Here is a 24,965-nt window from a genome sequence, read left to right on the forward strand (position 1 = left end):
CAGGCAACATGAAAATTTACAACCCAGTACGCTTATCTCTTTTTATAGCAGGTCTTTTGTTTACGCAGGTGCTCAAGGCCCAGACTGTAGACGGCTTGCCGGCCACCATACCGCCAGTGCCGACCATCTTTAACCTGGAACCCTGGGAGAACCAGCACGTCACCAGCATTAACCGCGACCCGGCACGGGCAACAGGCTATTCCTTTAAATCTGAAAAAGAAGCGCTTGCCGGTGATAGAGACAAGTCCGGCCGCATGATCTTATTGAACGGTGAGTGGGACTTTAAATTTGCGTTGAAGCCTGCCGATGCGCCCGCCGATTTTTACAAAGGCCGCGTAAGCGGCTGGGACAAGATTGAGGTGCCTTCCAACTGGGAAATGAAAGGTTACGACATTCCGATCTACAAGAGTGCCGTGTACCCCTTCCGCCCGATAGACCCGCCCCGCGTACCGAAAGACTACAATGCCGTTGGTTCTTACCAGCGCACTTTCAGCCTACCGGCCGACTGGAAAGACATGAACGTGACGCTGCATTTCGGGGGCGTTAGCTCCGGGTTTAAGGTGTGGGTCAATGGTCAGTTTCTGGGCTATGGCGAAGACAGCTTTCTGCCATCCGAGTTTAACGTAACGCCTTACCTGCAGCCAGGCGAGAACATTGTGTCGGTGCAGGTGATCCGGTGGAGCGATGGCGCCTACCTCGAAGACCAGGACCACTGGCGGATGAGCGGCATTCAGCGTGAGGTGATGCTGCTGGCCGAGCCAAAGCTGCGCATCGCGGATTTCCATTGGCAGGCAAAGCTGGACAAGGACTACAAAGACGCCGTGTTCAGCATCCGTCCGCGCCTCGATAACTTTACCGGCGGCGAGATAGACGGCTACAAGGTAAAGGCGCAACTCTACAACAAAGCCGGTCAGCCCGTACTGGAACAGGCGCTGGAAAGAACAGCCGAATCGATCGTGAACGAGATTTACCCGAGGCTGGACAACGTGAAATTCGGCCTGCTGGAAACGACCGTGAAAAACCCGCTGAAGTGGAGCGACGAAAACCCGAACCTCTACACGCTGGTGCTCTTGCTGGAAGATGCCAATGGCAAGGTGTTGGAGGCTAAAAGCTGCAAGGTAGGTTTCCGCAGCATCGAGTTCTCCAAAGAGAACGGCAAAATGCTCCTCAACGGAAAGGAAACTTACCTCTATGGCGTGAACCGCCACGACCACCATCCGACCAGGGGCAAAGCCATGACGCGCGAAGATATTCTGGAAGATGTTAAAACAATAAAGCAGTTTAACTTCAATACCATCCGTACCGCCCACTACCCCAACGACCCGTATTTTTATGATCTGTGCGATGAGTACGGCATCCTGGTGATGGACGAGGCCAACCACGAGACGCACGGTATCGGGGGCAAACTCAGCAACGACCCAACCTGGACGCACGCTTTTATGGAGCGGGTTACCCGTATGGTCATGCGCGACAAGAACCACCCGAGCGTGATTATCTGGAGCCTGGGCAACGAAGCGGGTCGCGGCCCGAACCATGCCGCCATGGCCGAGTGGATCCACGATTTCGACATTACCCGCCCGGTGCATTACGAGCCGGCCCAGGGAAATCACCGCGTAGAAGGCTACATAGAACTTGGCGACCCACGGTACCTGGCCACCAACGACCACTCGCACCGCATTCAGAATCCGGTCGATCCTTACTATGTGGACATGGTGAGCCGTTTTTACCCGGGCTTGTATACCGTAGACCTGCTGGCCAACCAGCCGGGCGATAACCGCCCGATTATATTTGTGGAATACTCGCACTCCATGGGCAACTCCACCGGCAACATGAAAGAGTTCTGGGACGCCTTCCGATCCACTAAGCGCATGATCGGGGGCTGCATCTGGGACTTCAAAGACCAGGGCCTGGTGAAGAAACACGAAAGCGGCGAAGAATTTTATGCCTACGGTGGCGATTTTGGAGAAAAGCTGCACAACGGAAACTTCAATATCAACGGTATTGTGGCATCGGATGGCAGACCGAAGTCGGCTATATATGAGTGTAAGCGCGTGTACCAGCCGATAGAGTCAGAATTGGCAGATGCGTCGAAGAATCTGATCAGGGTGCTGAACCGGCATGCCAGCAAAAATGCCGATGCGTATGAGGTGACCTTGATCGTACGGGAAGATGGCAAAGTAGTACAGACCAGAAAGCTGCCGCGCCTTTCGCTGGAAGCCGGCAAAGACACCGTCATTAATATTTCCTCTTATCTTCCTCGCAAAAAAGCAGGTGCAGAATACCTGGCCGACATTCACTTTACCTTGCCGCAAGACGAGCTTTGGGCGCCAAAAGGCCATGAAATAGCTTCTAACCAGTTTGCACTCACAGGTGTTCCACACGCAACATCTGCCCGTAAAACAGGTGCAGCGCCTGCCGTAGCCGAAAACGACAAAGGCTTTGTGATAAGCGGAAAAGGCTTCAGCCTGACCATCGACAAGGCTAATGGTGCCTTGAGCTCTTATTTGTGGAACAACAAAGAGCAGATACACAGCCCGCTGCTCCCCAACTTCAGTCGCCCGCTTACCGACAACGACAAAAAAGGGTGGAAAGCCGACAAGAAACTGAAGGAGTGGTACGAGCCTAACCTGAAACTGCAGAGCGTGTCTGCCGACAAGGCACAGGCAGGCGTGGTGAAGGTAACCAGCAACTACACCTTGATAGACGGAAAAGCCAAGGTGCAGGTAGTGTACACCCTAGCAGGCGACGGTGTGGTGAAAGTAGACTATGCGCTTACACCAGATGCCGGCTTGCCGAACATCCCGAAAGTGGGCATGCAGGTTGGCATCGCACGCGACTACGACCAGATCAACTGGTACGGCAGAGGACCTGTGGAGAACTACGTAGACAAGCGCTACGGTTTCGATGCGGCCATTTATTCGCAGCCGATCCAGCAGTTTATGGAGCCATACGTAATGCCGCAGGAAAACGGAAACCGCACCGACGTGCGCTGGATGTTTTTGGCGAACAAGAGCAATGAAGGCCTCTTGGTGGTAGCCGACAGCCTGCTCAGCATGAGCGCCTGGCCATACACCGAGGCCAACATCAACGCCGCCAAACACACCTACGACCTGAAAGATGCCGGTTTTATAACCTTGAACATCGACCTGGAGCAAATGGGCGTTGGCGGAAACGATTCCTGGTCGGATGTGGCGCAGCCGCTGGCGCAGTACCAGATACCGGCCAAACCATACCGCTACAGCTTCTACCTGCAGCCTGTTAAAAAGAAGAAAGACGCGATAAGCGCCACAGCAAAAAATGTCAGGTTTTAACCTGACATTTTTTTTGCACTCTTAACCGGCGCACGGGATAGGCAGCAGCTTTGCCTAGCTGATTGATTAAGGTAACTCAGCAGCAATTGGGAGGCCTTTTTGATTAAAATAATTTGTTTGCTAATTGTAGATTTGGCGATATGTAGCGTAGTGAATTTGCAGAATCATGCCAATCTAAATTCAGACAAGTAACATCAGCCTCCAAAAGGGCATTTTCATTGGAATAATCGCGTGACCATTTATCTGCCTTCGGTATTTCAAAGAAGGTACGGCTTTTGCTTGGTGTGAGGCGTGGTTTTAATATAGAAGAAGCCGGGAATCTCAGCATTTGTTGTTTAGATATAAATTTAATCTTTATATTTGATAATATAAAATCCAGGCATCATACCCTCGGTAAGCCAGCAAATGTTTGTAAGTCTGAGGCTTATGCCTGGTAGCTCAGTAACCGGCTAAGAAATAATTACCATAGTGCCTAAGATTTGTGTTGTAGGCCTCTTCTCTACAAGTGTTCATTACCTGATTAAGGTTAAGATAAATTTAATTCATGATCCGATCCGTTCTCATTCTTTTTCTCTGTCTGATCTCCTGGCAGGCCTTTTCTCAAAAAGGAAGTCCGCTTAAAGTTAATGAGCTGAAGTGTGAGTACCGGGAAAACCCGATGGGTGTGGAGGTGGCCGCCCCGCGCTTACAATGGCAGTTAAACTCATCGCAACGCAACGTGGTGCAAACGGCTTACCGCATACTGGTGGCCGACAGCCCGGAGCAGCTGCAGAAAAACAAAGGCAACATCTGGGACAGCAAAAAGGTAAAGTCTAGCCAATCGATACAGGTGGCTTACGCTGGCAAAAAGCTGGAGCCCGCCAAAGCTTACTTCTGGAAAGTGCAGGTTTGGGACAACAAAGGCAACGCCTCCGGTTGGAGCCAGCCGGCACAGTGGCAAACAGGCCTGCCCACTGAAAAGGATTGGAACGGCGCCCGCTGGATTGCCTACGAGGACCTGCCTGCCGAGCGGCGCATCGTGCCCGCCCAACACGGCAAAGGCGAGAAGAGCCTGGACGAAGCTAACAATGTGCTGCCGATTCTACGCAAAGAGTTTTCGGTGAATAACCCGGTGAAAAGGGCAACCGTCTATGTGTCGGGCCTTGGCCATTTCGAAATGAGCCTGAACGGAGAGAAAGTGGGCGACCATTTCCTGGCTCCCGGTTGGACCGACTACGACGAGCACGCACTCTATGTAACCTACGACATTACCAAGCAACTGCAGCAGGGAGCCAACGCCGTGGGTGTTATGCTCGGTAATGGCTTTTATCATATTCCGCGCGGGCCGCAGTACCGCAAACTGACAGGTTCTTTTGGTTATCCTAAAATGATCTGCCGCCTGGTGGTGGAGTACCAGAACGGCAAGACCGAGAACATCATCAGCGACGGCTCCTGGAAAACAGCTCCCGGACCGATCACTTTCAGCAGCATTTACGGTGGCGAGTATTACGATGCGACCTTAGAGCAGGCCGGTTGGAACAAGCCGAACTTCAAGGAAAACAACACCTGGAAACAGGCACTGCTGGTAGAGGGGCCGAAGCTGGAGGCACAAACCTCCACGCCTGTTAAACTGGTGCAGAGCTATGCGCCCATAAAGGTAACGCAGCCCGAGCCCGGCAAGTGGGTATACGATCTGGGCCAGAATGCATCGGGCATCGTAGGCATTACCGTGCAGGGCAAGAAGGGAACAACCGTTAAGATTACGCCCGGCGAACTGCTGACCGACCAGCAACTGGTCACGCAGAAACACACTGGCAGCCCTTATAACTTTATCTACACCCTGAAAGGCGAAGGCACCGAGAGCTGGCAGCCCCGCTTCACGTATTACGGTTTCCGGTATGTGATGGTAGAGGGAGGTGTGCCCCAGGGGCAGCCGAACCCACAGGGCTTGCCGGTGGTGGTCAGCCTGCAGGGGCTGCACAACACCAACGCGGCAGAGCGGGTAGGAAAATTTGCGACTTCCAAAGACTTGTTCAATAAAACGGAGAATCTGATCGATTGGGCCATCCGCAGCAATATGCAAAGCGTGTTCACCGATTGTCCGCACCGCGAGAAGCTGGGCTGGCTGGAGGAAGTGCACCTGGTAGGAAGTTCTATCCGGTACAATTACGACATTGCCAGCCTCTGCCGGAAAGCCATGCGCGATATGCAGATGGCTCAGACAGCCGATGGCCTGATTCCGAACATTGCGCCGGAGTATGTAGAGTTCGAGTTTGCAGACGGTGTGTTCAGAGACTCTCCGGAGTGGGGCAGCAACGGCATTATTCTGCCCTGGTACCTGTACCAGTGGTATGGCGATAAGCAAGTGCTGGAAGAGTACTACCCCATGATGCAGCGCTATGTGGAGTACCTGAAAAGTAAATCCAAAAACCACATTGTGTCGCATGGCCTCAGCGATTGGTACGACCTGGGCCCGGAGCGCCCCGGCTTTTCGCAGCAAACACCCAATGGCGTTACGGCTACCGCCATTTACTACTACGACCTCAGCATCATGAGCAAAATAGCCAACCTGCTGGGCAAGCCACAAGATGCCAAAGCATACGAGCAGTTGGGCGCGCAGGTAAGGAAAGCATTTAACGACGCCTTCTTTAACGCAGAAACAAAACAATACGCCACCGGCAGCCAGGCCGCCAACGCCATGGCCGTGTACATGCAGCTCGTGGAGCCGCAACACAAAGAAGCTGTGGTGGAGAATATCATTAAAGACATCAGAAACCGCGACAATAGGTTAACCGCCGGTGACGTGGGTTACCGTTACCTGTTGCGCGTGCTCGACGATGCCGGTCGCTCCGATGTGATCTACGACATGAACAGCCGCTCGGATGTGCCTGGTTATGGTTACCAACTGGCGCAGGGAGCCACCGCCCTTACCGAATCGTGGCAGGCGCTGCCAACCGTGTCGAACAACCACCTGATGCTGGGGCATATTCTGGAATGGTTCTACAGCGGCATTGGCGGCATCCGGCAGCCGGAAAATGGCATTGCCTTTAACCAGATCGAGATTCGCCCTGAAATTGTAGGTGATCTCACTTCTTCAACTGTAAGCTACAACTCGCCATACGGCACCATCAGCACCGACTGGAAAAGAAACGGCGAAACGTTTGAGCTGCGTGTGGAGATACCTGCCAACACCACCGCCACTGTTCACTTACCGGCCACTGCATCAGCCCAGGTTATGGAAAGCGGCAAACCGGTTACCGACAACAAAGACCTGCAACAGTTGGAGCCCCAGAAGGACCGTGCTGTTATAAAAGTAGGTTCGGGCACATACAAGTTCGTGGTGCAGGAAAAGCAGGGGCTATAGCTTGAATTTGTATTTTCAAAAAAGTGAATCTAGTCTGAACTACTTCGCTCAGAATAGGCCGCCATCAGGCATTGGGCGAAAGTAGCTTTAGAGCCTCCGGAGGGGCATTTTCATTGGAATAATTTGCAAAAGCCTACGGCAGGATGCCACTCATGCTGAAAGGCTGTAAATCCTGCTTCAGACAAAGACCATTAATGAAACAATTAGCATGATATTGAAAAAAGCAAGCATTTTCCTGGTAGCTGCTGCCTTGTCTTTTTCATCTGCTTTTGCGCAGACACCTAAAAAGGAGGTGCCGCAAAGCGAGATGCAACGGGTGTACGAGGAGGTGAAAACGCCCCACAAATACGGCCTGGTAGTGGTGCCGCCCAACAACTCCAAAAAAACAGATTGCCCCACTGTGTTCCGCAAGGGCAACAAATGGTACATGACCTACCTGGTGTTCGACGGCCGTGGCTACGAAACCTGGCTGGCTGAGAGCAAAGACCTGCTAAACTGGGAAAACAAAGGCACCATCATGTCTTTTTCCGATGACACTACTCTGTGGGACGCGCACCAGAAAGCGGGCTACCTCGCCCTGCAGGACTATAAATGGGGTGGCAGCTACAAACTGAATAAGTATGATGGCAAGTACTGGATGAGCTACTTCGGTGGCAACTCCAGGGGCTATGAGCAGGGCCCGCTCTCCATCGGGCTGGCCTATACCGAAAAAGACCCAACCAAAGTGCATGAGTGGCAGCGCCTGCCAAAGCCGGTGCTTACCCCCAACGACCCGGACGTGCGCTGGTGGGAGAACAGGAACAAACTCTTTAAAAGCACCATCATCCAGGATAAAAAGAAGCTGACCGGCTACCCATTTGTCATGTACTACAATGCCGTGGGAGACTCGCTGGAGAACAACCTGAAAACCCGTTGGTACGAGCGCATCGGCATGGCCGTGTCGGACGACATGGTGAACTGGAAAAGAACCGTGGAAGACCCGATCGTACATCACCCGGTGGGCATTACCGGCGACCCGGTTATTCAGCAGATGGGCGATCTGTACGTGATGTTCTATTTCGGAGCATTCTGGGAAGACCGTAAGGGAGGCTTCAACCGCTTTGCCGCCTCCTACGACCTGGTGAACTGGACCGACTGGAACGGCGACAACCTGATCGAGTCATCGGAACCCTACGATGAGCAGTATGCCCACAAATCGTATGTGGTGAAGCACAAGGGCGTGGTGTACCACTTTTACAATGCCGTGAACAAAAAGGAGCAGCGCGGTATAGCCGTGGCTACCTCTAAGGACCTCGGCAAAAGCAAGCTTACGTTTAGGACCGATTCCAAGTCCGAAGCCATTAATAAATAGTTTGTGTTGTGATTAAACCTGACGGGCTCTAGAACCTGTCAGGTTTTCTACACCAGGCGCGGAACAGTAGCAGCGGCAATTAGCTCCGGAGGTCTTTTTTTATTAGAATAATCTGATAGCTGCCTGTTAGATTATTAAATGGCTACATGGCAGGTTCTAAACCGGCTCACTCTCGGTTGTCATTCTGGAAGAATCCTTCGGGAGAGAAACGCAAAAAAAATCTTGAATGCTGTGAATTTCCGGGGTAAGAGCCCTACAGGAAAACGCAGACAAACATATATTTTATAATTCATTTAAACCATCCATGAAAAACTTTCTCATTCTCTGTTTCCTTCTTTCCTGCCTTACCCTGCAGGCGCAGCAAAAGGGAACTGAAAGAACTATGTTATTTGATGCTGACTGGCGCTTCCATAGGGGAGATGTGCAGGGGGCGGAGCAGCCGGGTTTTAACGACGCCCAATGGCGCACCGTAGACCTGCCGCACGACTGGAGTATCGAGAATCTGCCTGGCACTACCTCGCCATTTACGCCTGATGCCGTAAATGGCGTGAGTGTGGGCTTTACGGTAGGCGGCACCGGCTGGTACCGCAAAACGTTTACCGTGCCAGCCAAATCCAAGGGCAAGCGCATGGTTATAGAGTTTGAGGGCGTGTACATGAACTCCGATGTGTGGCTCAACGGGCAGCACCTGGGCAACTACCCTTACGGCTACTCCACTTTCTGGTACGACATAACGGACAAAGTAAAGCCGGGGCAGCAGAATGTGCTGGCGGTGCAGGTCAAAAACGAAGGCGCCAACAGCCGCTGGTACACTGGTTCGGGCATTTACCGCCACGTGTGGCTCAAAACCATGGAGCCGGTGCATGTGGCGCAGTGGGGCACCTATATTACCACTCCCGAAGTGAGCACAGCCACAGCCAAAGTTAACGCCCGCACCAACGTGCAGAACACCACCCGCAAGGCCGAGAAGGTGCGTGTGGTAACCCGCTTCCTGGATGCAAAAGGAGCTGAAAAGGCAAAAGCAGAAACCACCCACTCTGTTCCGGCCGGTGGTGCCTACGAATTCAGCCAGGAGGCCACCCTTGCCTCGCCTGCTCTCTGGTCGGTGGAGTCGCCGGTGCAGTACACGGCTGTAACGGAGGTGTACCGTGGCCGCAAACTCGCCGACCGCACAGAAACAAAATTCGGGGTGCGTAAACTAAGCTTCGATGCCAAAAACGGTTTCCGGCTAAACGACAAGCCCATGCTGCTGAAAGGCGGCTGTGTGCACCACGACAACGGCCCCCTCGGAGCTAAAGCCTACGACAGAGCCGAAGAACGCAAGATAGAGATATTGAAAGCCAGTGGCTACAACGCTATCCGTTGTGCCCACAACCCGCCGTCGCCCGCCTTCTTGGATGCCTGCGACCGCCTGGGCATGCTCGTGATCGATGAGGCCTTCGACACCTGGCGCGAGAAAAAGAACAAGGACGACTACAATGTTTATTTCGATAAGTGGTGGGATACCGATACCAGAGCAATGGTGTTGCGCGACCGTAACCACCCCTCTATTATTATGTGGAGCACCGGCAACGAAATCCCGAACCGGCACAAGCCGGAGGTGGCCGAGGTATCGCGTAAGCTCACAGACCTTATTCACGAACTGGACCCTACCCGGCCGGTAACCAATGGTGTAAATGGCGTGGACCCGGATAAAGACGCCCTTTTTGCTACCCTTGATGTAGTTGGCTATAACTATGCCCGCGATAAATATGTGTCGGAGCATGAGCGTGATCCGAAGCGGGTGGTGTATGCGGCAGAGTCGTTTACGATAGAGGCCTTTGAGTACTGGATGGATGTTGTGGACTACCCCTGGGTGATCGGCGATTTTGTCTGGACTGCCTTTGACCATATTGGCGAGGCCAGCATTGGCTGGCTGGGCTACAAGCAGAGCAAAGACTTTTACCCCTGGAACCTGGCTTTTGTAGGCGACATCGACATCTGTGGCTGGAAGCGGCCGCAATCTTATTACCGCGATGCCCTTTGGAAGGTAGGCGACAACGTGTCGCTGTTCGTGAAACCGCCATCACCCTCATTCCCGGAAACAAACCCACGGCCCGAAACCTGGGCTAACTGGAAATGGCATGACCTGGTAGCCGACTGGAACTGGCCCGGAAACGAGGGCAAGCCCCTGGAGGTAGAAGTCTTCTCGTCTAATGACGAAGTGGAGCTGTTCCAGAACGGAAAGTCGCTGGGTCGCAAGCCAACCAACCGCTCCACCGAGTTCAAAGCCCTTTTTGAGGTGCCATACCAGGCCGGTGAGCTGAAGGCCATCTCCTATAAAGGAAGCAAACAGGCAGCCACCTCGGTGCTGCGCACGGCAGCCGCGCCAACACAACTTAAAATGAGCGCCGACCGCAACGAGATAAAAGCTGATAACCAGGACCTGAGCTATATTACCATAGAACTGCTAGATGCCAATGGCGTACGCGACCCGAAGGCGGAGAACCTGCTGAAATTCGAAATAGACGGACCCGGTACCATAGTAGGGGTAGGTAACGCCAACCCAAAAAGCCTGGAGAGTTACGTAGATCCGCAGCGCAAGGCATGGCAGGGAAAATGTTTGGTTATCGTTAAGTCGAATGGCCAGGCTGGCAATATTACCTTAAAAGCCACGGCTGATGGGCTTGCTCCCGCGCAGGTAAGCATCAGATCAGCCAGGTAGGCAGGGTTAGTAAGAAACATAGCGGTCGGCTCAGAAGGTTCTCTGAAAGAGGGCTTCCTGAGCCGACCGCTGTTTTTTTATGATGATTGCCCGGGAACCTGAAGCATGTAGTGAGAGCAGCAGAGCCTCCTAAGCTCATTTTGCAGGCATAGATTCGGGACGTAATGCGACGTATTGTTCGCAAGTGCGAGCTTGCACTTTCATTATACGTGAACATTTTAATCAGGCAAAATCAGGTGATGTAGTGTTGATGCTTCACATACATGCTGTTGACCAAAAAGAGAAAAAGGTCTGAGCTACAAGCTCGTACCAGCGACTTATATGCTATTCCCCCTGCAAGATGAGCTCCGGAGGGGCATTTTGATTCGAATAATTGATAGATGTTAGGCATCCTGACCAATAGAATCCTTCTCAGGCAATTATTTGAATGAAAATGCCCCTCGTGAGTCTTCTGTTGATGCTCTGGAGCGGCGTGACACGGTAACACCGCTGGTAATGAGCCAAATCGCCATCTGTCCTGATAAATGATTGGATACCCATGCAAACTCAGGCATTTTATGCTGAACAGGTTGCTCCTTACAAGGCAAGGCCGCTACAGCAGGGCTTTTTGCAAACTGGTGCGTAACAGCAGTAATTTAAATTTTGCGGCAGGCATTAGGCGGTACCTGGTTTTTCCGCCGCCCCCTTTTGTCCTCCCTGCATAATTTTGTGGGCGAGGGCCACGCGCGTTAGCTAATGTATTTGCTGTTAAGTAAAGAAAGTTCTCCCTTGTTTCTGTGCAGGCACGGTAGCCGGTCTTGCTGTCGGGCGTATTTTCTCAAAAAGGAAAAGATAGTCAATAAATCCTGGCGCCCACCTTTTCAGGCTAATGTCCTTCGCTAGGGTATGCAGGAAGTTTTGATTATCTTAGGAGAAGAGATGATATTTGTCAGTTTTCGGCGGGTTTCAGAATTTAAATTATAGCCGATTTATTTCCGAATGGTTAATTTTGAGCCTAACAATCAATTACTTACTTCAGGTGCAGCAGAGGCTGTTTCTGAGAAGTTCAAATGAAAATAAATAACAAAATTATTTTTATATATAAAGAATTTATTTATTTTTGAATCAGGATAATGATTGTTAGTAAAGCCTGAACACTTCGCAGCTTTTCTGAAGATCGGTTACCCGAAGGGCTTTTTCTGTTTTTCTGAGGAGAGGTTTTTTGTTTTGTAAAGCTTAAACAACAAACGTTAGTGAGAGCTTGTTATTTTTGGTTCGAGTATTATTTAACACCTGCAATATGAATCATTTTTTACCTAAACCACAGTGGCTTCTGGGATTAAGCTTTATGCTGGTATGGAACGCTGGCTATTCGCAAGAGTTGGCAGATGCTACCATCTCTCCGGGAGTAAAAAAGAGCCAGAAGGAAACACTTGTGCTGAAGAGCAAGGCTTCTGAAAGAACGGTGCCCCTTTCGCAGGTGCAGCAGGCCATCACCGTAAGCGGCCAGGTGAAAGACCAGGACTCAGGTGACCCCTTGCCTGGTGTAAGCGTATTGATCAAGAATACCACGAAAGGAGCCATTACCGATATAGACGGCAACTTCTCACTTGCGGTGCCTAACGCTGAGGCTGTACTGGTATTTAGCTATATTGGATATAAGGCCCAGGAAGTGGTGGTAGGTACCAGAAACACCATTAATATTTCGCTGGGTTTAGAGGCTTCTACACTGGAGCAGGTAGTGGTTGTGGGTTATGGTGAACAAAAAAGAGCCAACCTGACAGGTGCCGTAGAAACCCTCGACGCCAAAGAAATTCAGGACATTCCTGTACCAAATTTAGCTCAGGCACTGATAGGCCGGATGGCTGGTGTGAGAGTCTCTATGCCAACTGGTAAACCAGGGCAGTCTAACCCTTTAGTTATTCGTCGGCAAACCGATAAGTCGGCTATTGTAGATGAAATTTTGTATGTAATTGATGGAGTGCAGTTCTATGATGGCGGTGCTCAGTTTAACATGCTTGATGCCTCTGAGGTTGAAAGTGTTTCTGTTCTAAAAGATGGTGCTGCAGCTGTTTATGGTGCTCGTGCGGGTGGTGGAGTAGTGCTGGTTAAGACAAAACGGGGAACCAAGGGTAAGCCTAAGATTAGCTACAATACCTCCATTGGTATAGGTACTCCAACTCAGTTCCCTGATATGCTAAGTGCTAAGGATCATGCACTTATGGTGAATGAGATGCTGGACCAAAAACACCGGAAGTATTATGTGTCCCCAGCTCAATACGAGCGAAATAAAAGGATTGACCGGTTTAACTATTTCTCTGATGACGAGTTAGCCGCAATGGATACGCTAAATTACGATTGGTTGGATGGACTGTATAAAGATGCAACCACAGTGCGTCATACGTTGAATGTGAGTGGTGGGGGAGACAATGTGCGTTACTTTGTGGGTGGTAGCTATTATAATGAGACTGGTAACATCAAAAGCCTTAATTATAAGAAATATTCTCTCAGAACTAACGTTGAAGCCGATATCACCAAAGACGTTACTTTTTCAATAGGGCTTAATACAAACCGAAATGATGGTAAGGAGCCAACCTATTCAGGAGATAGTGGTGGTTTGCTCAGAGAATTTTACAAAAGGTTGGTCACAGCGCCTAAATGGACACCGCCAACAGTAGATGGCCGTCCTGTATTTATAGATGGTAGCTGGAATCCGTATGGTTTAATTGATTCGGAAAGTTATAAGTCAAGCGCATCTTCTACAAGCACAGTGACAGGTGCGTTAGATTACAGGCTGCCTTTTATTGAAGGTCTGAAAGCAAAAGCGCAGTTTTCTTATAACCAGAATTCCGGACGGGGGATAACATTCAACCAGAGCTTCTATACGTACGCATTTAGAAGGGCCGGAGCAAATTCGCACTTGTATACCAATGAGTTATCACCAACGAACTCTTTGCAAACAAATGGTAATAAGGCTGGTTTGCAGCAGAGCTCCGGTGAGTCAAGTAATTATCAGTTTAATGCCTCGCTTACCTATAACCGGATTTTTGGAGACCATCAAGTGGATGCTTTGTTGGTTTACGAGCAGCAGGAATCGCAAAACAGAGACTTTAGAATGTCTCAAGAGGGAGTCCAAATTGAAGGGGTAGATCAGTGGTGGGCCTTTAATCGATCCGCTATACCTGCTGGAGGTGCTTCAGAATCCGGAAGGTTGGCTTACATTGGACGGGTGAATTATAATTATAAAGGTAAGTATTTGCTTGAATCCGCCTTCCGTTATGAAGCCTCTCAAAAGTATCATCCTGATTATGCCTGGGGACTATTTCCAAATGTATCGGCGGGTTGGATTATTTCAGAAGAGCCTTTCTTCAGGGATAACATAGGTTTCATAGACTTTTTCAAATTCAGGGCTTCCTACGGACGTATCGGGCAGGAGACAAATAGGCCGTTCACCTGGAGACAATCCTTTAGTGCCTCTGGCACAGGACCTTTATTTGGAACGGGTACCACAGCTAACTCGGCAACACCAATTGATGTAAGGAATGATGGAATTGCTATTCCTACTGCAACCTGGGGTAAAAGTGATTACTATAATGTGGGTATAGATTCCAGGATGTTTAATAATAAAGTAAGGATAGGGTTGGACGCCTTCTATCGCTACAATTGGGATGGTCTTATTGCCAGAGGTAATTCTCCTACTACACTTGGGGTTGATAAGCCGCCTCTTGAAAATGCCGGTGAAGGTTACTCTAAAGGTGTTGAGTTCTCTCTCGGCTATGAAAACAATATCGGGAAGGATTTCAATTATAGCATAGGTGGTAATATTTCATATAATTATGGTCGCCCCACTTTTCTGTTCCAAAACCCTGCCGTGTTAGGCCGTTGGGATGATTTATACTTGAATGATCCAAGTCATCAGCCTGGGCTTATTGCTCTGGGAATTATTAGAACGCAGGAGGACCTGGACCGAGTATTAGCCATGTACCCCACAATTGATGGTGTTCCTGTTGAACAAGGCATGATTTATTATCAGGACATCCATGGAGAAAATTACTCTCAGGGGCCTGATGGTGTGATAGACCAGTGGGATAGAACTGTGATCGCAAAACGAACAAACCCAGCATATGTGTATGGATTTACGTTAGGTGCTTCCTATAAAAGATTCAGATTGAGCGGGACATTCAACGGAGGATTCGGGCATAAAGTATTTATCGAGAAAGATGAAATGGCACTGCCTTCGCCAACCACAAATGTTTTCTCTTTTTGGCGTGATTACTGGACACCAGATAATCCGGATGCCTCTATGCCAAGACCTTATAACTATGGCTATGCTGATCAGATCTCAACCTTCTGGATGCGTAATGGTCATACATTGAGGCTGGTAAATGTTAACCTGTCATACGACCTGCCGGCTAGCATAAGTGAAAAATGGAAACTACCTCATTTCAGAATTTATTACACAGGTACGAACCTTCTAACCTTAATAAATCCTTTTGATCACAAAGATCCGAGCGTGTCAAGAGCCTACGATTACCCAATGGTTACTACCTCAAGCTTAGGGCTAAACGTTACCTTCTAGTTTTTAATGATTATTTAATATGAAAAAATACGTGCTATATCTCTTTATGCTTAGCTTTTTTGCGAGCTGTGAAGATGTATTAGATAAAAAAGAGCTTGATGCGATAGATGACACTGATCTGTGGAACAACGCATCGCTGGCAACCTTTTATCTGAATAATTTATACAGCATGAGCCTCCCTGGATTTGGAGGTGCTGCAAACTCGGGTCTTTCTGACGAAGGTATGGGTACCGGAGCCGGGAACATGATGTATGGAATGTTAACGGTTTCTGATGGTGTCGGCAACTACGGTGTTGGCAACTATAGAGTAATAAATAGAATAAATCTTCTTGTTACCGAAATAGATAAAGGCAATATTCCTCAGGCAGAAAGAGATCCAATAAAGGGGCAGGCGCTCTTCTTAAGAGCCTGGAACTATTGGGAAATGGTAAAACTGCATGGAGGTGTACCTATGGTCATGGAAATGCAGGATGTAAATGCAGGCGAGGGTCTTTATAGAGAACGTGACCCTGCATCAAGATGTATTGAACTTATTGTGCGGGACCTTGATGAGGCAATTGCAAAACTTCCTGTTACCTGGCCGTCTAATAGCTACGGTCGGATTACGAAAGCAGCTGCAGCAGCGCTGAAAGGTAGAGTTCTGCTTTATTATGCAAGTCCGCAATTTAATCCAAATGACTTGCCTGAACGCTGGGCCGCCGCTTATGACGCTAATGTTCAGGCCAAACAATTGGCGCAGGCAGCAGGGCATGCCCTACATTCGAACTATGAACGCATCTTCTTAGATGAGGCGAATAAAGAGGCAATCTTTGTGCGCGTGTTTGACAAAACGCAGCAGTATCACGGATACGAGAATAGCGTACGTCCTGCGAGCGTTAAGAACTCAGGTGGCGCAAATGCAAATCCAACCTGGGAAATGGTACAGGCATACCCAATGGCAGATGGACATTCAATTGAAGGTCACCCCGGATATGACCAAACATTCTTTTGGAAAGGCCGGGATCCTCGTTTTTATGCTACAATCGTTTGGAACAGCGCTGTGTATCAAATGCCAGGTGATAGATTTTATGAGAATACCAGCAAAACAAGAAGGCAATGGACATACCTTAATAACGATCAGGAAGCCAACCAGAACACACCAACAGGTTTCTATTTAAGGAAGAATGTGGATGCTTCCATTCCAAAAACTGAAACGATCAGAACTCCAACCGATTGGATCGAAATACGATATGCGGAGGTGCTGTTAAACTTGGCAGAAGCTGCTAATGAGGTAGGAAAAGTGGACGAAGCATATGCGGAGTTAAAAGCAATCCGGCAAAGAGCAGGAATACAAGCCGGAGGCGATGGCAACTACGGTCTGGCTGCGGGCATGATTAAAGAAACGATGCGCGAAGCTGTAATGTTGGAAAGACAGCTTGAGTTAGCCTATGAAAACAAACGCCATTGGGACTTGCGCCGTCGTAACTTGTTTGCTCAGAAACTGAATGGTACAAGAAGAACTGGTATACAAGCAGAATTAAATACTGACTATATTGCTTCTGTGGCGAATGTTCCGGCTGTACAAGCTAAGGCTGTCTTTGAAAGTTCAATGCGTGATACCATTAATTGGGACAAGGATTATAATAAGTATTTTATTACAAATTATAACGTTCTTCTGGACGAAAGAGAAATTAATTACTTACAACCTTTATATAATTTCTATTTTATTCCTCAAACGAACTTGGATAAGGACCCTAAAATAAAACAAACTATTGGCTGGACCACAGGAGGCGATGGTTTTGACCCACTTGCTCCCTGATACAGATATAAACACGGGAACCAGATAATATACAAGATTTGTGATATATCAGGTTTTGCAAATGAAACAATTGTTTAAGTATGAATAATTGATGTTTGTGCCTACTGCCTAGTTTAAAATAATGTTTCTTAAAGTGTTGATCCTCAGCTATAATGTTTTTTGTAGCTGAGGGTTTATAAAATGTGAATAAATGCACATTTTATAAAATAAGACAGCACTTTAACCGGATTTTACGTATTTAATTAAGAGTGCTAAATATATTTTTTCAACTAAAAATTTCTTAACTATGAAATTGAAAATTACAAAAAACCTCTTTGCTGCCTTCCTTATTGCCGTAGGTACTACTGGCAGTGTGTTTGCGCAGAACGAGCCGCGTACGTACGAACTGAAGCCAAATGAAATTCCGCCTTCTGCTGAAGGTTATTACAATGCTGGTGTAATGAAAGATGGTGTGAACCATAAAGGATGTGGTGCCGGTGAAAACCAAAACGTTACAGAGCATTCAGCAAGCAGCCACAACGAGAATGGCGCTTATGGTGGGTTCACGTTTGAGCACGTATCAGTTATGCCAAACTGCAACGGTAAAGGAACGCCTGAGTTTGGTTTAGAGTCTCTTAGAGGCTATGTTCAGCTAAGAGAGTTCGACGGCGCACAGTGGGCAGCTTATGCAGCAGGTACTCCCGGCGAATATACCATCAGCAATATTACAAGCCCGCAGGTTACAGCTATTAAATCCCTTACAATTATTGCAGGCAGTGACCTGAGCATCAATGCCGACCGGTCAGTTACATTTGCTATAGAGGCATCGGAAGACAATGGCGCGACCTGGGAGATGTATGTAATGCAGTCTCTTGCACAGCAAGGTGCATCAACTTACACATTTACTGCTGGTGGCGATAATCCAGGCTTTAATGAAGTTGCAACTCTTTCGGCAACTAAGCCAGTCATGATCAGAATTATACCTTGGCAAGGTCCGTTGAAAAACGATAACAGAGGCCAGAGACTGAAAGTATTCAGCTTGGCGCTTGAAGCTACTGGTCCTGCCGTAACATCCAGCAAAGAGGAAATCGCTAAAAATGAGCCTTTCTTTAATGTGCAGGAAAACACGTTTGTAGCCCTTAAAGAAAACCTGCGTGTGTATAACATGGTAGGCGCACTGGTTGGCTCCGGAAAAAATGTGAAAGTTTCTGGCGGTGGCCTGTACATTGTTCGCTCAGACAGCGGCTTGTCTAAAAAAGTATTCTTACAATAAGCATTCCTTTTGTTCACAGCATTAGCGGTTACTTGCAGTAGCTACTAATGCTGTGAACAATTTATGTTTCAGCAAGGCTGCAACCGGTCCAAAGACATGTTGTATTTTGATCCTGCTGCATTGCCCAACTATTCCGGTTGCCCTTTCATTTCTCTTGTAATACAGCGTGCTGACTGCACTTTAACTTTCTGGCCGGAATTGCTTCAGATGAGCATAGTCACCGGGACTCAGTCAGTTAATAAACGGAGGAGCTACTGCCTCCTCGTTTTATTTTTCAGTCAGAATGGCCAATTGCAAAACTGTAATTTTTCAGTGCCCAGTTTCTAAGATTACATGTGCGGCTAATTGCCTCCTGTTGGCAGTTAATTAAGGTTTCCTCTAACCCTGAAGGTATGATTAAAATTTACAAAAGATTAATGTACAAATCAGGCCTTTTCCTAGCCTTCCTGTTTCTGATAAATTTAAATGCCAAAGCACAAGTAACCCATCCCATCGAGAATACTGGGCCTGACGCGCTCAAAACTTTTATTGAAAATACCTCCAACTGGGCTCCCGGCGACACCATACTGCTGGTTAGCGCTGGCGAATACCGTGTAAACGGGCCTATTCAGATTACACAGAGTATAGCTATTAAAGGCGACCCTGCTCTTAAAAATGACCAAAGACCGCTGATCACCTTTTTTGGGGCATCAGGTGGTTTTCAACCAAGGGCAAACGACCTCACCATGACCTTTCTGGGCTTCGATGCCAAAGGCCTCACCCTTGATGAAAAGGGCGACCCACAACGAGCCGCACTGCTGCGTTTCGGAAGAAGATCCGAAAACGGGGCTTTCAGCAACAGCATCATTAAATTTGAAGACATCCGGGCATCTGGTTTCAGTACAGGAATCGAACTGTTCTATGAACAGGGCCTTCGCTATAAGTCCATCACGATCCGTAACGTTATCTGGCACGATATCTCCGGGTGGGTGCTCGACCCGCGCATCAACGCTACCGACGAGATCAGAATTACCAATTCCACATTCTATAATATCGGGGGATTTCTGAGAAATCCTTATTTTACAAATCCTGACCGCACCCTCCGGATTCCACAGCGGATTATCATTTCCCGTAACACCATCTATAGGGTGGCTTCAGGAGAAGAAGGTGTAGATGCCCTGATTCAGATAAACGACCCCAAAGATGGGCAGGTTAGCCTCACGTTTAATAATAACATTGTAAGCACACTCATTAATCCGGCTACCGCCAGGCCTTTCAGGTTAGATCCTTTGGCCGGGGTTTTCAGTTTCAGCAACAATGTTCTCCACAATTTCAATTCGCCCCGCGACGACGGCCGGTATAACCTGTCCAGTATTGATGCCGCCCAGGCGAATGTCGTTACCAGCAATATCCTTAACGTTGATCCTGAGTTTGCCGACCCTGCCGCTGGCGATTTTACGCTGCCGGAAAACTCTGCTCTGCTGACTTCCGGAACAACGGGCGGAGCAGTAGGAGACCCGCGCTGGTCAGGAGGCTCCGACGATGACGATGAAGAGGAGGAAGAGGTGCTGGTTAGCCAGATTCTTGTTGCAGGGCAGGGAGGTAAATCTGCTATTACTGTTAAAGGTGGCTACCTGGGTATGGTGGCAACCGTATTGCCTGGTACTGCCACAAACCGGAACATTATCTGGAGCATAAATAACGAGCAATTAGCTGCGATCGACCAGAATGGCGGCCTGGTGGCAAAAGCAAGCGGCGTGGTAACCGTAACCGCTACCGCCACCGACGGATCGGGCGTAACCGGCTCCGTGGATGTAACCATCAGCAACCAGTCGAATATAACTTCAATTACCGTGGCCGCAGAAGATGGCCGCACCACCCTGGGCGATGGGGAATCGGTTCAGATGGTGGCTACGCTTACGCCAGCGGACCCTGATAACCCGCAGGTGATCTGGGGTGTGGACGATGCACGGATAGCCTCCATCTCTGAAGACGGCGTGCTGACAGCAGTGGCCGGTGGTGTGGTAACAGTAACTGCTTATGCGGAGGAAAACCGGTTTATGTTTGGCACCACTAAAGTTACCATACAGTCGCCCAACAGTCCGGTTGGTGAACCTGCGCCGGCCAACAGCCAGCCAATTGCATTTCCGGGTGCAGAGGGCTTTGGCAAGCATGCCACAGGTGGCCGTGGAGGCAGAGTAGTAGAGGTTACGAACCTGCTCGATCAGAACCAGTCGGGGCAGCCTGAGCCGGGCAGCTTCCGGGCAGCGCTCAACACACCTGGCACAGATCCTATTACAGTTGTTTTCAGGGTGTCTGGCATTGTAAAACTAAATGCCGAACTCAAATCGAACAGATCAAACATGACCATAGCCGGCCAGACAGCACCGGGAGATGGGATCTGTATCAAAGATAATACAGTGGCGCTCTCGGGCAGTAACCTGATTATACGGTATGTCCGTTTCAGGCCGGGCGATGAAACAGGGGTACAAACCACGCCTCTGAATATAGAAAACGCAAGGCATATAATGGTAGACCACTGCTCTTTCAGCTGGGCGGTAGAAGAGAACATGGGCATGTACGATAACCATTACACCACCGTGCAATGGAGCATCCTGAGCGAGGGCCTGCACAATTCGGTTCATGGCAAAGGTGCCCGGAGCTATGGCTCGCAGTGGGGCGGCCAGTATGCCTCGTACCACCACAACCTGCTGGCCCATCACCGCAGCCGCTCCCCCCGCATCAATGGTAGCCGGTCTAACGACACCGTGGCCTTAGTCGATTTCCGGAACAACGTGATCTTTAACTGGGGCAGCAGAGGGGCTGTTTACGGCGGCGAAGAAGAAATACGGGGCGGTGAGAGCAAAGTAAACTTCGTGAACAACTACTACAAGCCAGGTCCGGCTACACCAGGTACCCGTCTGTTTGCCGAGCCTTCGTATGTAACAGAAGGTAATACAGCCATGGGGCATGCCAAGTGGTATTTCGACGGGAACTACATGGAAGGCGTAACCGGTGGCATGAACAACGACAACTGGCTGGGCGTGGATGCCGGCAGAGTGGGTGGCACAGATAATATCAGGCACCAGTACTGGTTTCCGGTAGATCCGGTGCAAACACATTCGGCGCAGGAGGCCTACAGCCTGGTGCTGGAGAATGCCGGTGCCATTCTGCCAAAAAGGGATGCCGTGGATGCCCGCATAGTGGCCGAGACCCGAGGCGATGTGCCGGTAAGAGGAAATGGCATTATAGATGCCGCTTCGGAAGTAGGTGGCTGGCCGAATTACAACAGCACAGCAGCACCCACTGATTCCGATAAGGATGGTATGCCGGATGCCTGGGAACTGGCGCACAACCTGGACCCGGGCGATGCAGAAGATGGGAAGATAATTGTGGAGGGAGGTTATTCCAACCTGGAGATTTACCTAAACAGCCTGGTGCCGGGCCTCGTGACCAGCAGCGGCGAAATGCTGGCTGCCGGTTTTGAAATGTACCCCAACCCGGCCAGCGACAGAGTGTTCTTCAGCAGTACCGAAAAGTTACTAAAAGTAGAGCTCTACGACCTAAGCGGCAGGCTTGTGCTTGCCAAAACCGATTTCGATCCTGCTCAGGATAATCATATAGGGGTAGGACACCTGCGGGCAGGCTTTTATGTTATGCGCTCTTTCTTTAGGAACGGGCACACCGCTGAGCGGAAATTAATGAAGCAGTAAGGGCTGCCAACTGGCCAGCCTGAAGCAGCAGTGGCCTCTGGAGGGGCATTTTGATTAGATTAATTGCTGGTTGTTAGTTGCTGATTGTTGAATGGTTAAATTGCTTCTAGTCATCGGCACAACTTAGCGGAATTTGTTTCACCTTATAAACAAAGCATAAAATGTGAGGTATCGTGGTATGTGTGTCGTTTTTCTTAAGGTGATACTATGTATGGTTCCGGTAAGCTAAGTGGCAGTCTATGATAGCCTTTAGCTGCTGTAACGCGAACTGCTCCGTCCTCCTGGAAGAAAAGAACTTGTGGGCATTAGGCAACATCAATTCAGCAGCAGCTATAGCCTCCGGAGGGGCATTTTGATTAGCATAATTGTATACAGAGAGTAGCAGGATTGGATAGTAGTTTCGATTTACGTGTTGCCCTGCTGAAAACAAACGTTCGTGTTTAACGGGTGATTTAACCCGATGAAAAATAAGATCTCAATCGTAAATTATTTAACCCTTAATCTCAGCATTATGATAAAAAATTACTTTAAATTTTTAAAAGGCGCTAGTCTTGTGGCCGTCTTACTGGTTCTTCTGCAGGTAAATGCCGAAGCCCAGGAGGTACACCGCATCTCTAGTATGGAGGAGAACTCGCTGAAGACCTTTATAGAGGATCCGACGAAATGGGCGCCTGGCGACATAATAATGTTGGAAGGAAACTATATGGAGACGGGCCATATCAGCATCACACAGGACATTACCATCATAGGTGATTCCGAAGCGGCTACTCGCCCGATGATTACCTTTCATGGCGGCGGCTTCAGGCCGGCAGCAGCAGACCTTAGTATTACGTTAAAAGGTTTTGACATTAATGGCAAGACCAGGGATGCAGAGGACAAAGAAGTGCGTGCCATGATTATAGAGTACGGTAGGCTAAATGCCTTCGGTGCCAAGCTCATCCATATTGAGGATATGCACGCTTATGGCCTGAAAAACGGCATAGAACTGTTCTACAACCAGGGGCAGGTTTATGATAAGATAGTGGTCGAGAACGTTATTTGGAACGATATAACCGACTGGGTGTTTAATCCGCGCATAAATGCCCTTAAAGATTTAAGCATCACAAACTCTACCTTCTATAATGCTGGTGGCTTCATGTTCAATCCTTATTTCTCAAAAGAAGGCCGAGAAGAGGTGATCCAGCAGAAAATTGTAGTGGACCATAACACCTTTTACCGGATTGGTTCAGAGAATAAGGCGCTTTTCCAGATCAACGACCCGAAAGACGCCTCTGTGAGCCTGACTTTTTCCAATAACATCGTCAGCACACTCAAAGACCATAAAAACGCACGGCCGTTCCTGCTGAGCGCAGAATCAGGTACATTTAACTTCACCAACAACGTTCTGCACGACTTTGTGGCCACTGGTGCGGGTGGGCTGGCGTACAACTTAGATCCAATCTCTGAGCTTTCTACTGTAACCGTCACAGACCTTAACACAAATGACCCAGGCTTTGCCAACCGGGCTGTAGGCAATTTTGGCCTTTTTACCGGTTCCCCATTGTTGAAAGCTGACACAGAGGCTGGCGCGTTAGGCGATCCGACCTGGGCAACAGAAGCGGCTATTTATAGTATACACCGCATCTCGAATGCCGAAGAGAACTCGCTGAAGACCTTTATCGAGGATATAAGCAAATGGTCGCCAGACGACATCATTGAGCTGGAGAGCGCAGGTGAGTATATTGTGCGCGGCGGTATCGAGATCAAGCAGGACATTACCATCAGGGGAGCTGCGGGGCTGGCTCAGCGGCCGCTTATTGTTATGCATGGAGGAGCCTTAGTGCCAAAAGCCAATGATCTGGATATTGTACTGGAGAATTTCGACATGAATGGTCTGACAACAAACGATACGGGGAGTGAGCAGAGAGCAGCTATCGTACAGTTTGGTGCTGACAATAAGTTCGAAAATAGCACGATCCTTATTGAAGACATGAATGCAACCGGCTTTCTCACTGGCGTAGAACTCTACTATAATTCTGGCTTGCACTACAAGTTCCTGACGATCAACAGAGTGAACTGGAGCGATATCAGTGGCTGGGTGATCGACCCCAGGATCAATGCCACAGACAGAATTGAAGTGACAAACTCAACGTTCTGGAACATTGGTGGTTTCTTGAAGAACCCGTACAATGTAGATCCGAACAAAGAACGCACCGCAGTATACCCGATGGTAATCTTAATTGACCACAACACCTTCTACAATGTGGCTTCTACAGGAGTATCGGGTGCAGATGTGTTCCTTCAGCTCAATGACCCTAAGGAAGGTAAGATAGACTTCACTTTCAGCAATAACATCGTCAGCACCTTAGGCGAGCAAACTACGTCGCGTCCGTTCCGAATTAACCCGACAGCAGGCACGTTCAGATTCAACAATAACCTTTTCCATAGCTTCAACTCAACCCGTGAAGGCGGCATTTACAACTTAGATGCTGTAGCTGCTGCTCAAAGCAATGTATCTGTAACGAATCCGGTTCCCGGTAATCCAACTTTCGCTAATCCCCAGGAAGGCAACTTTACTTTGCCAACTGATTTAGGATACCTGACTGCCGGTACCAATGGTACTATAATGGGAGACCCGCGTTGGGATCCGGGTCTTGTTACCAGCTCCGAGCCTGAGCTGGCTGCTGCCAAAGTTGAGGTTTATCCTAATCCGGTAAGAGATGTGCTGCACATCAACTCACCTTCTCTAGTGGAAGTAACCATCTACAACATTTCAGGAAGTGCGGTAATGACTGGTAAAATAGACCGTGTTGGTTCAATCAATATCTCTGGCCTGAAGTCAGGCTTATATATTGCCCGCATCAACTCCGGCATCAAAGTGCAGACTGTGAAATTAATTAAAGAGTAATAGCAAGGTATAGGTGAACGAGACTCTGTGTTTTCGGCAAAGGGCCGATATGGCGGAGTTTTGTTTCCC

At 49.0% G+C, this 24,965-nt stretch carries 9 protein-coding genes; all 9 read left to right on the top strand.

Annotation, left to right across the window (positions count from 1 at the left end; translation table 11 throughout):
* Positions 1-8 precede the first annotated feature (8 nt).
* The 9 genes from FJM74_RS08105 to FJM74_RS08145 all read left to right on the top strand — a co-directional run bounded on the left by FJM74_RS08105 (position 9) and on the right by FJM74_RS08145 (position 24,896).
* Entirely contained in the window at positions 9-3,311 is a 3,303-nt protein-coding gene (locus FJM74_RS08105; protein ID WP_187262084.1) for a glycoside hydrolase family 2 TIM barrel-domain containing protein, read from the top strand.
* 544 nt (positions 3,312-3,855) lie between these two features.
* Positions 3,856-6,654 carry an alpha-L-rhamnosidase gene (locus FJM74_RS08110; RefSeq protein WP_187262085.1) on the top strand — a complete coding sequence of 933 codons (2,799 nt, stop codon included), beginning with the start codon at positions 3,856-3,858 and terminating at the stop codon, positions 6,652-6,654.
* Positions 6,655-6,862: 208 nt separating this feature from the next.
* Positions 6,863-8,005, top strand: coding sequence for a glycoside hydrolase family protein (locus FJM74_RS08115; RefSeq protein WP_187262086.1), 1,143 nt, complete (start codon positions 6,863-6,865; stop codon positions 8,003-8,005).
* A 304-nt stretch (positions 8,006-8,309) separates the two neighbouring features.
* Entirely contained in the window at positions 8,310-10,709 is a 2,400-nt protein-coding gene (locus FJM74_RS08120) for a glycoside hydrolase family 2 TIM barrel-domain containing protein (RefSeq protein WP_187262087.1), read from the top strand.
* A 1,279-nt stretch (positions 10,710-11,988) separates the two neighbouring features.
* Complete coding sequence (locus FJM74_RS08125; RefSeq protein WP_187262088.1) at positions 11,989-15,267, top strand: SusC/RagA family TonB-linked outer membrane protein; 3,279 nt, start codon at positions 11,989-11,991, stop codon at positions 15,265-15,267.
* 19 nt (positions 15,268-15,286) lie between these two features.
* Positions 15,287-17,065 (top strand): RagB/SusD family nutrient uptake outer membrane protein, encoded by a 1,779-nt coding sequence (locus FJM74_RS08130; protein ID WP_187262089.1) that lies wholly within the window; start codon positions 15,287-15,289, stop codon positions 17,063-17,065.
* Between the two features lie 286 nt (positions 17,066-17,351).
* Positions 17,352-18,317, top strand: a complete 966-nt coding sequence (locus FJM74_RS08135) for a hypothetical protein (protein ID WP_187262090.1) — start codon at positions 17,352-17,354, stop codon at positions 18,315-18,317.
* A 392-nt stretch (positions 18,318-18,709) separates the two neighbouring features.
* Positions 18,710-22,009, top strand: a complete 3,300-nt coding sequence (locus FJM74_RS08140; RefSeq protein ID WP_187262091.1) for an Ig-like domain-containing protein — start codon at positions 18,710-18,712, stop codon at positions 22,007-22,009.
* A 511-nt stretch (positions 22,010-22,520) separates the two neighbouring features.
* A complete protein-coding gene (locus FJM74_RS08145; RefSeq protein ID WP_187262092.1) occupies positions 22,521-24,896 on the top strand; it encodes a DUF5123 domain-containing protein in 2,376 nt (791 codons plus the stop codon).
* Positions 24,897-24,965: the final 69 nt, after the last annotated feature.

Origin of the sequence: Pontibacter beigongshangensis, from assembly GCF_014332515.1 — a bacterium.
GTDB classification, from domain to species: domain Bacteria; phylum Bacteroidota; class Bacteroidia; order Cytophagales; family Hymenobacteraceae; genus Pontibacter; species Pontibacter beigongshangensis.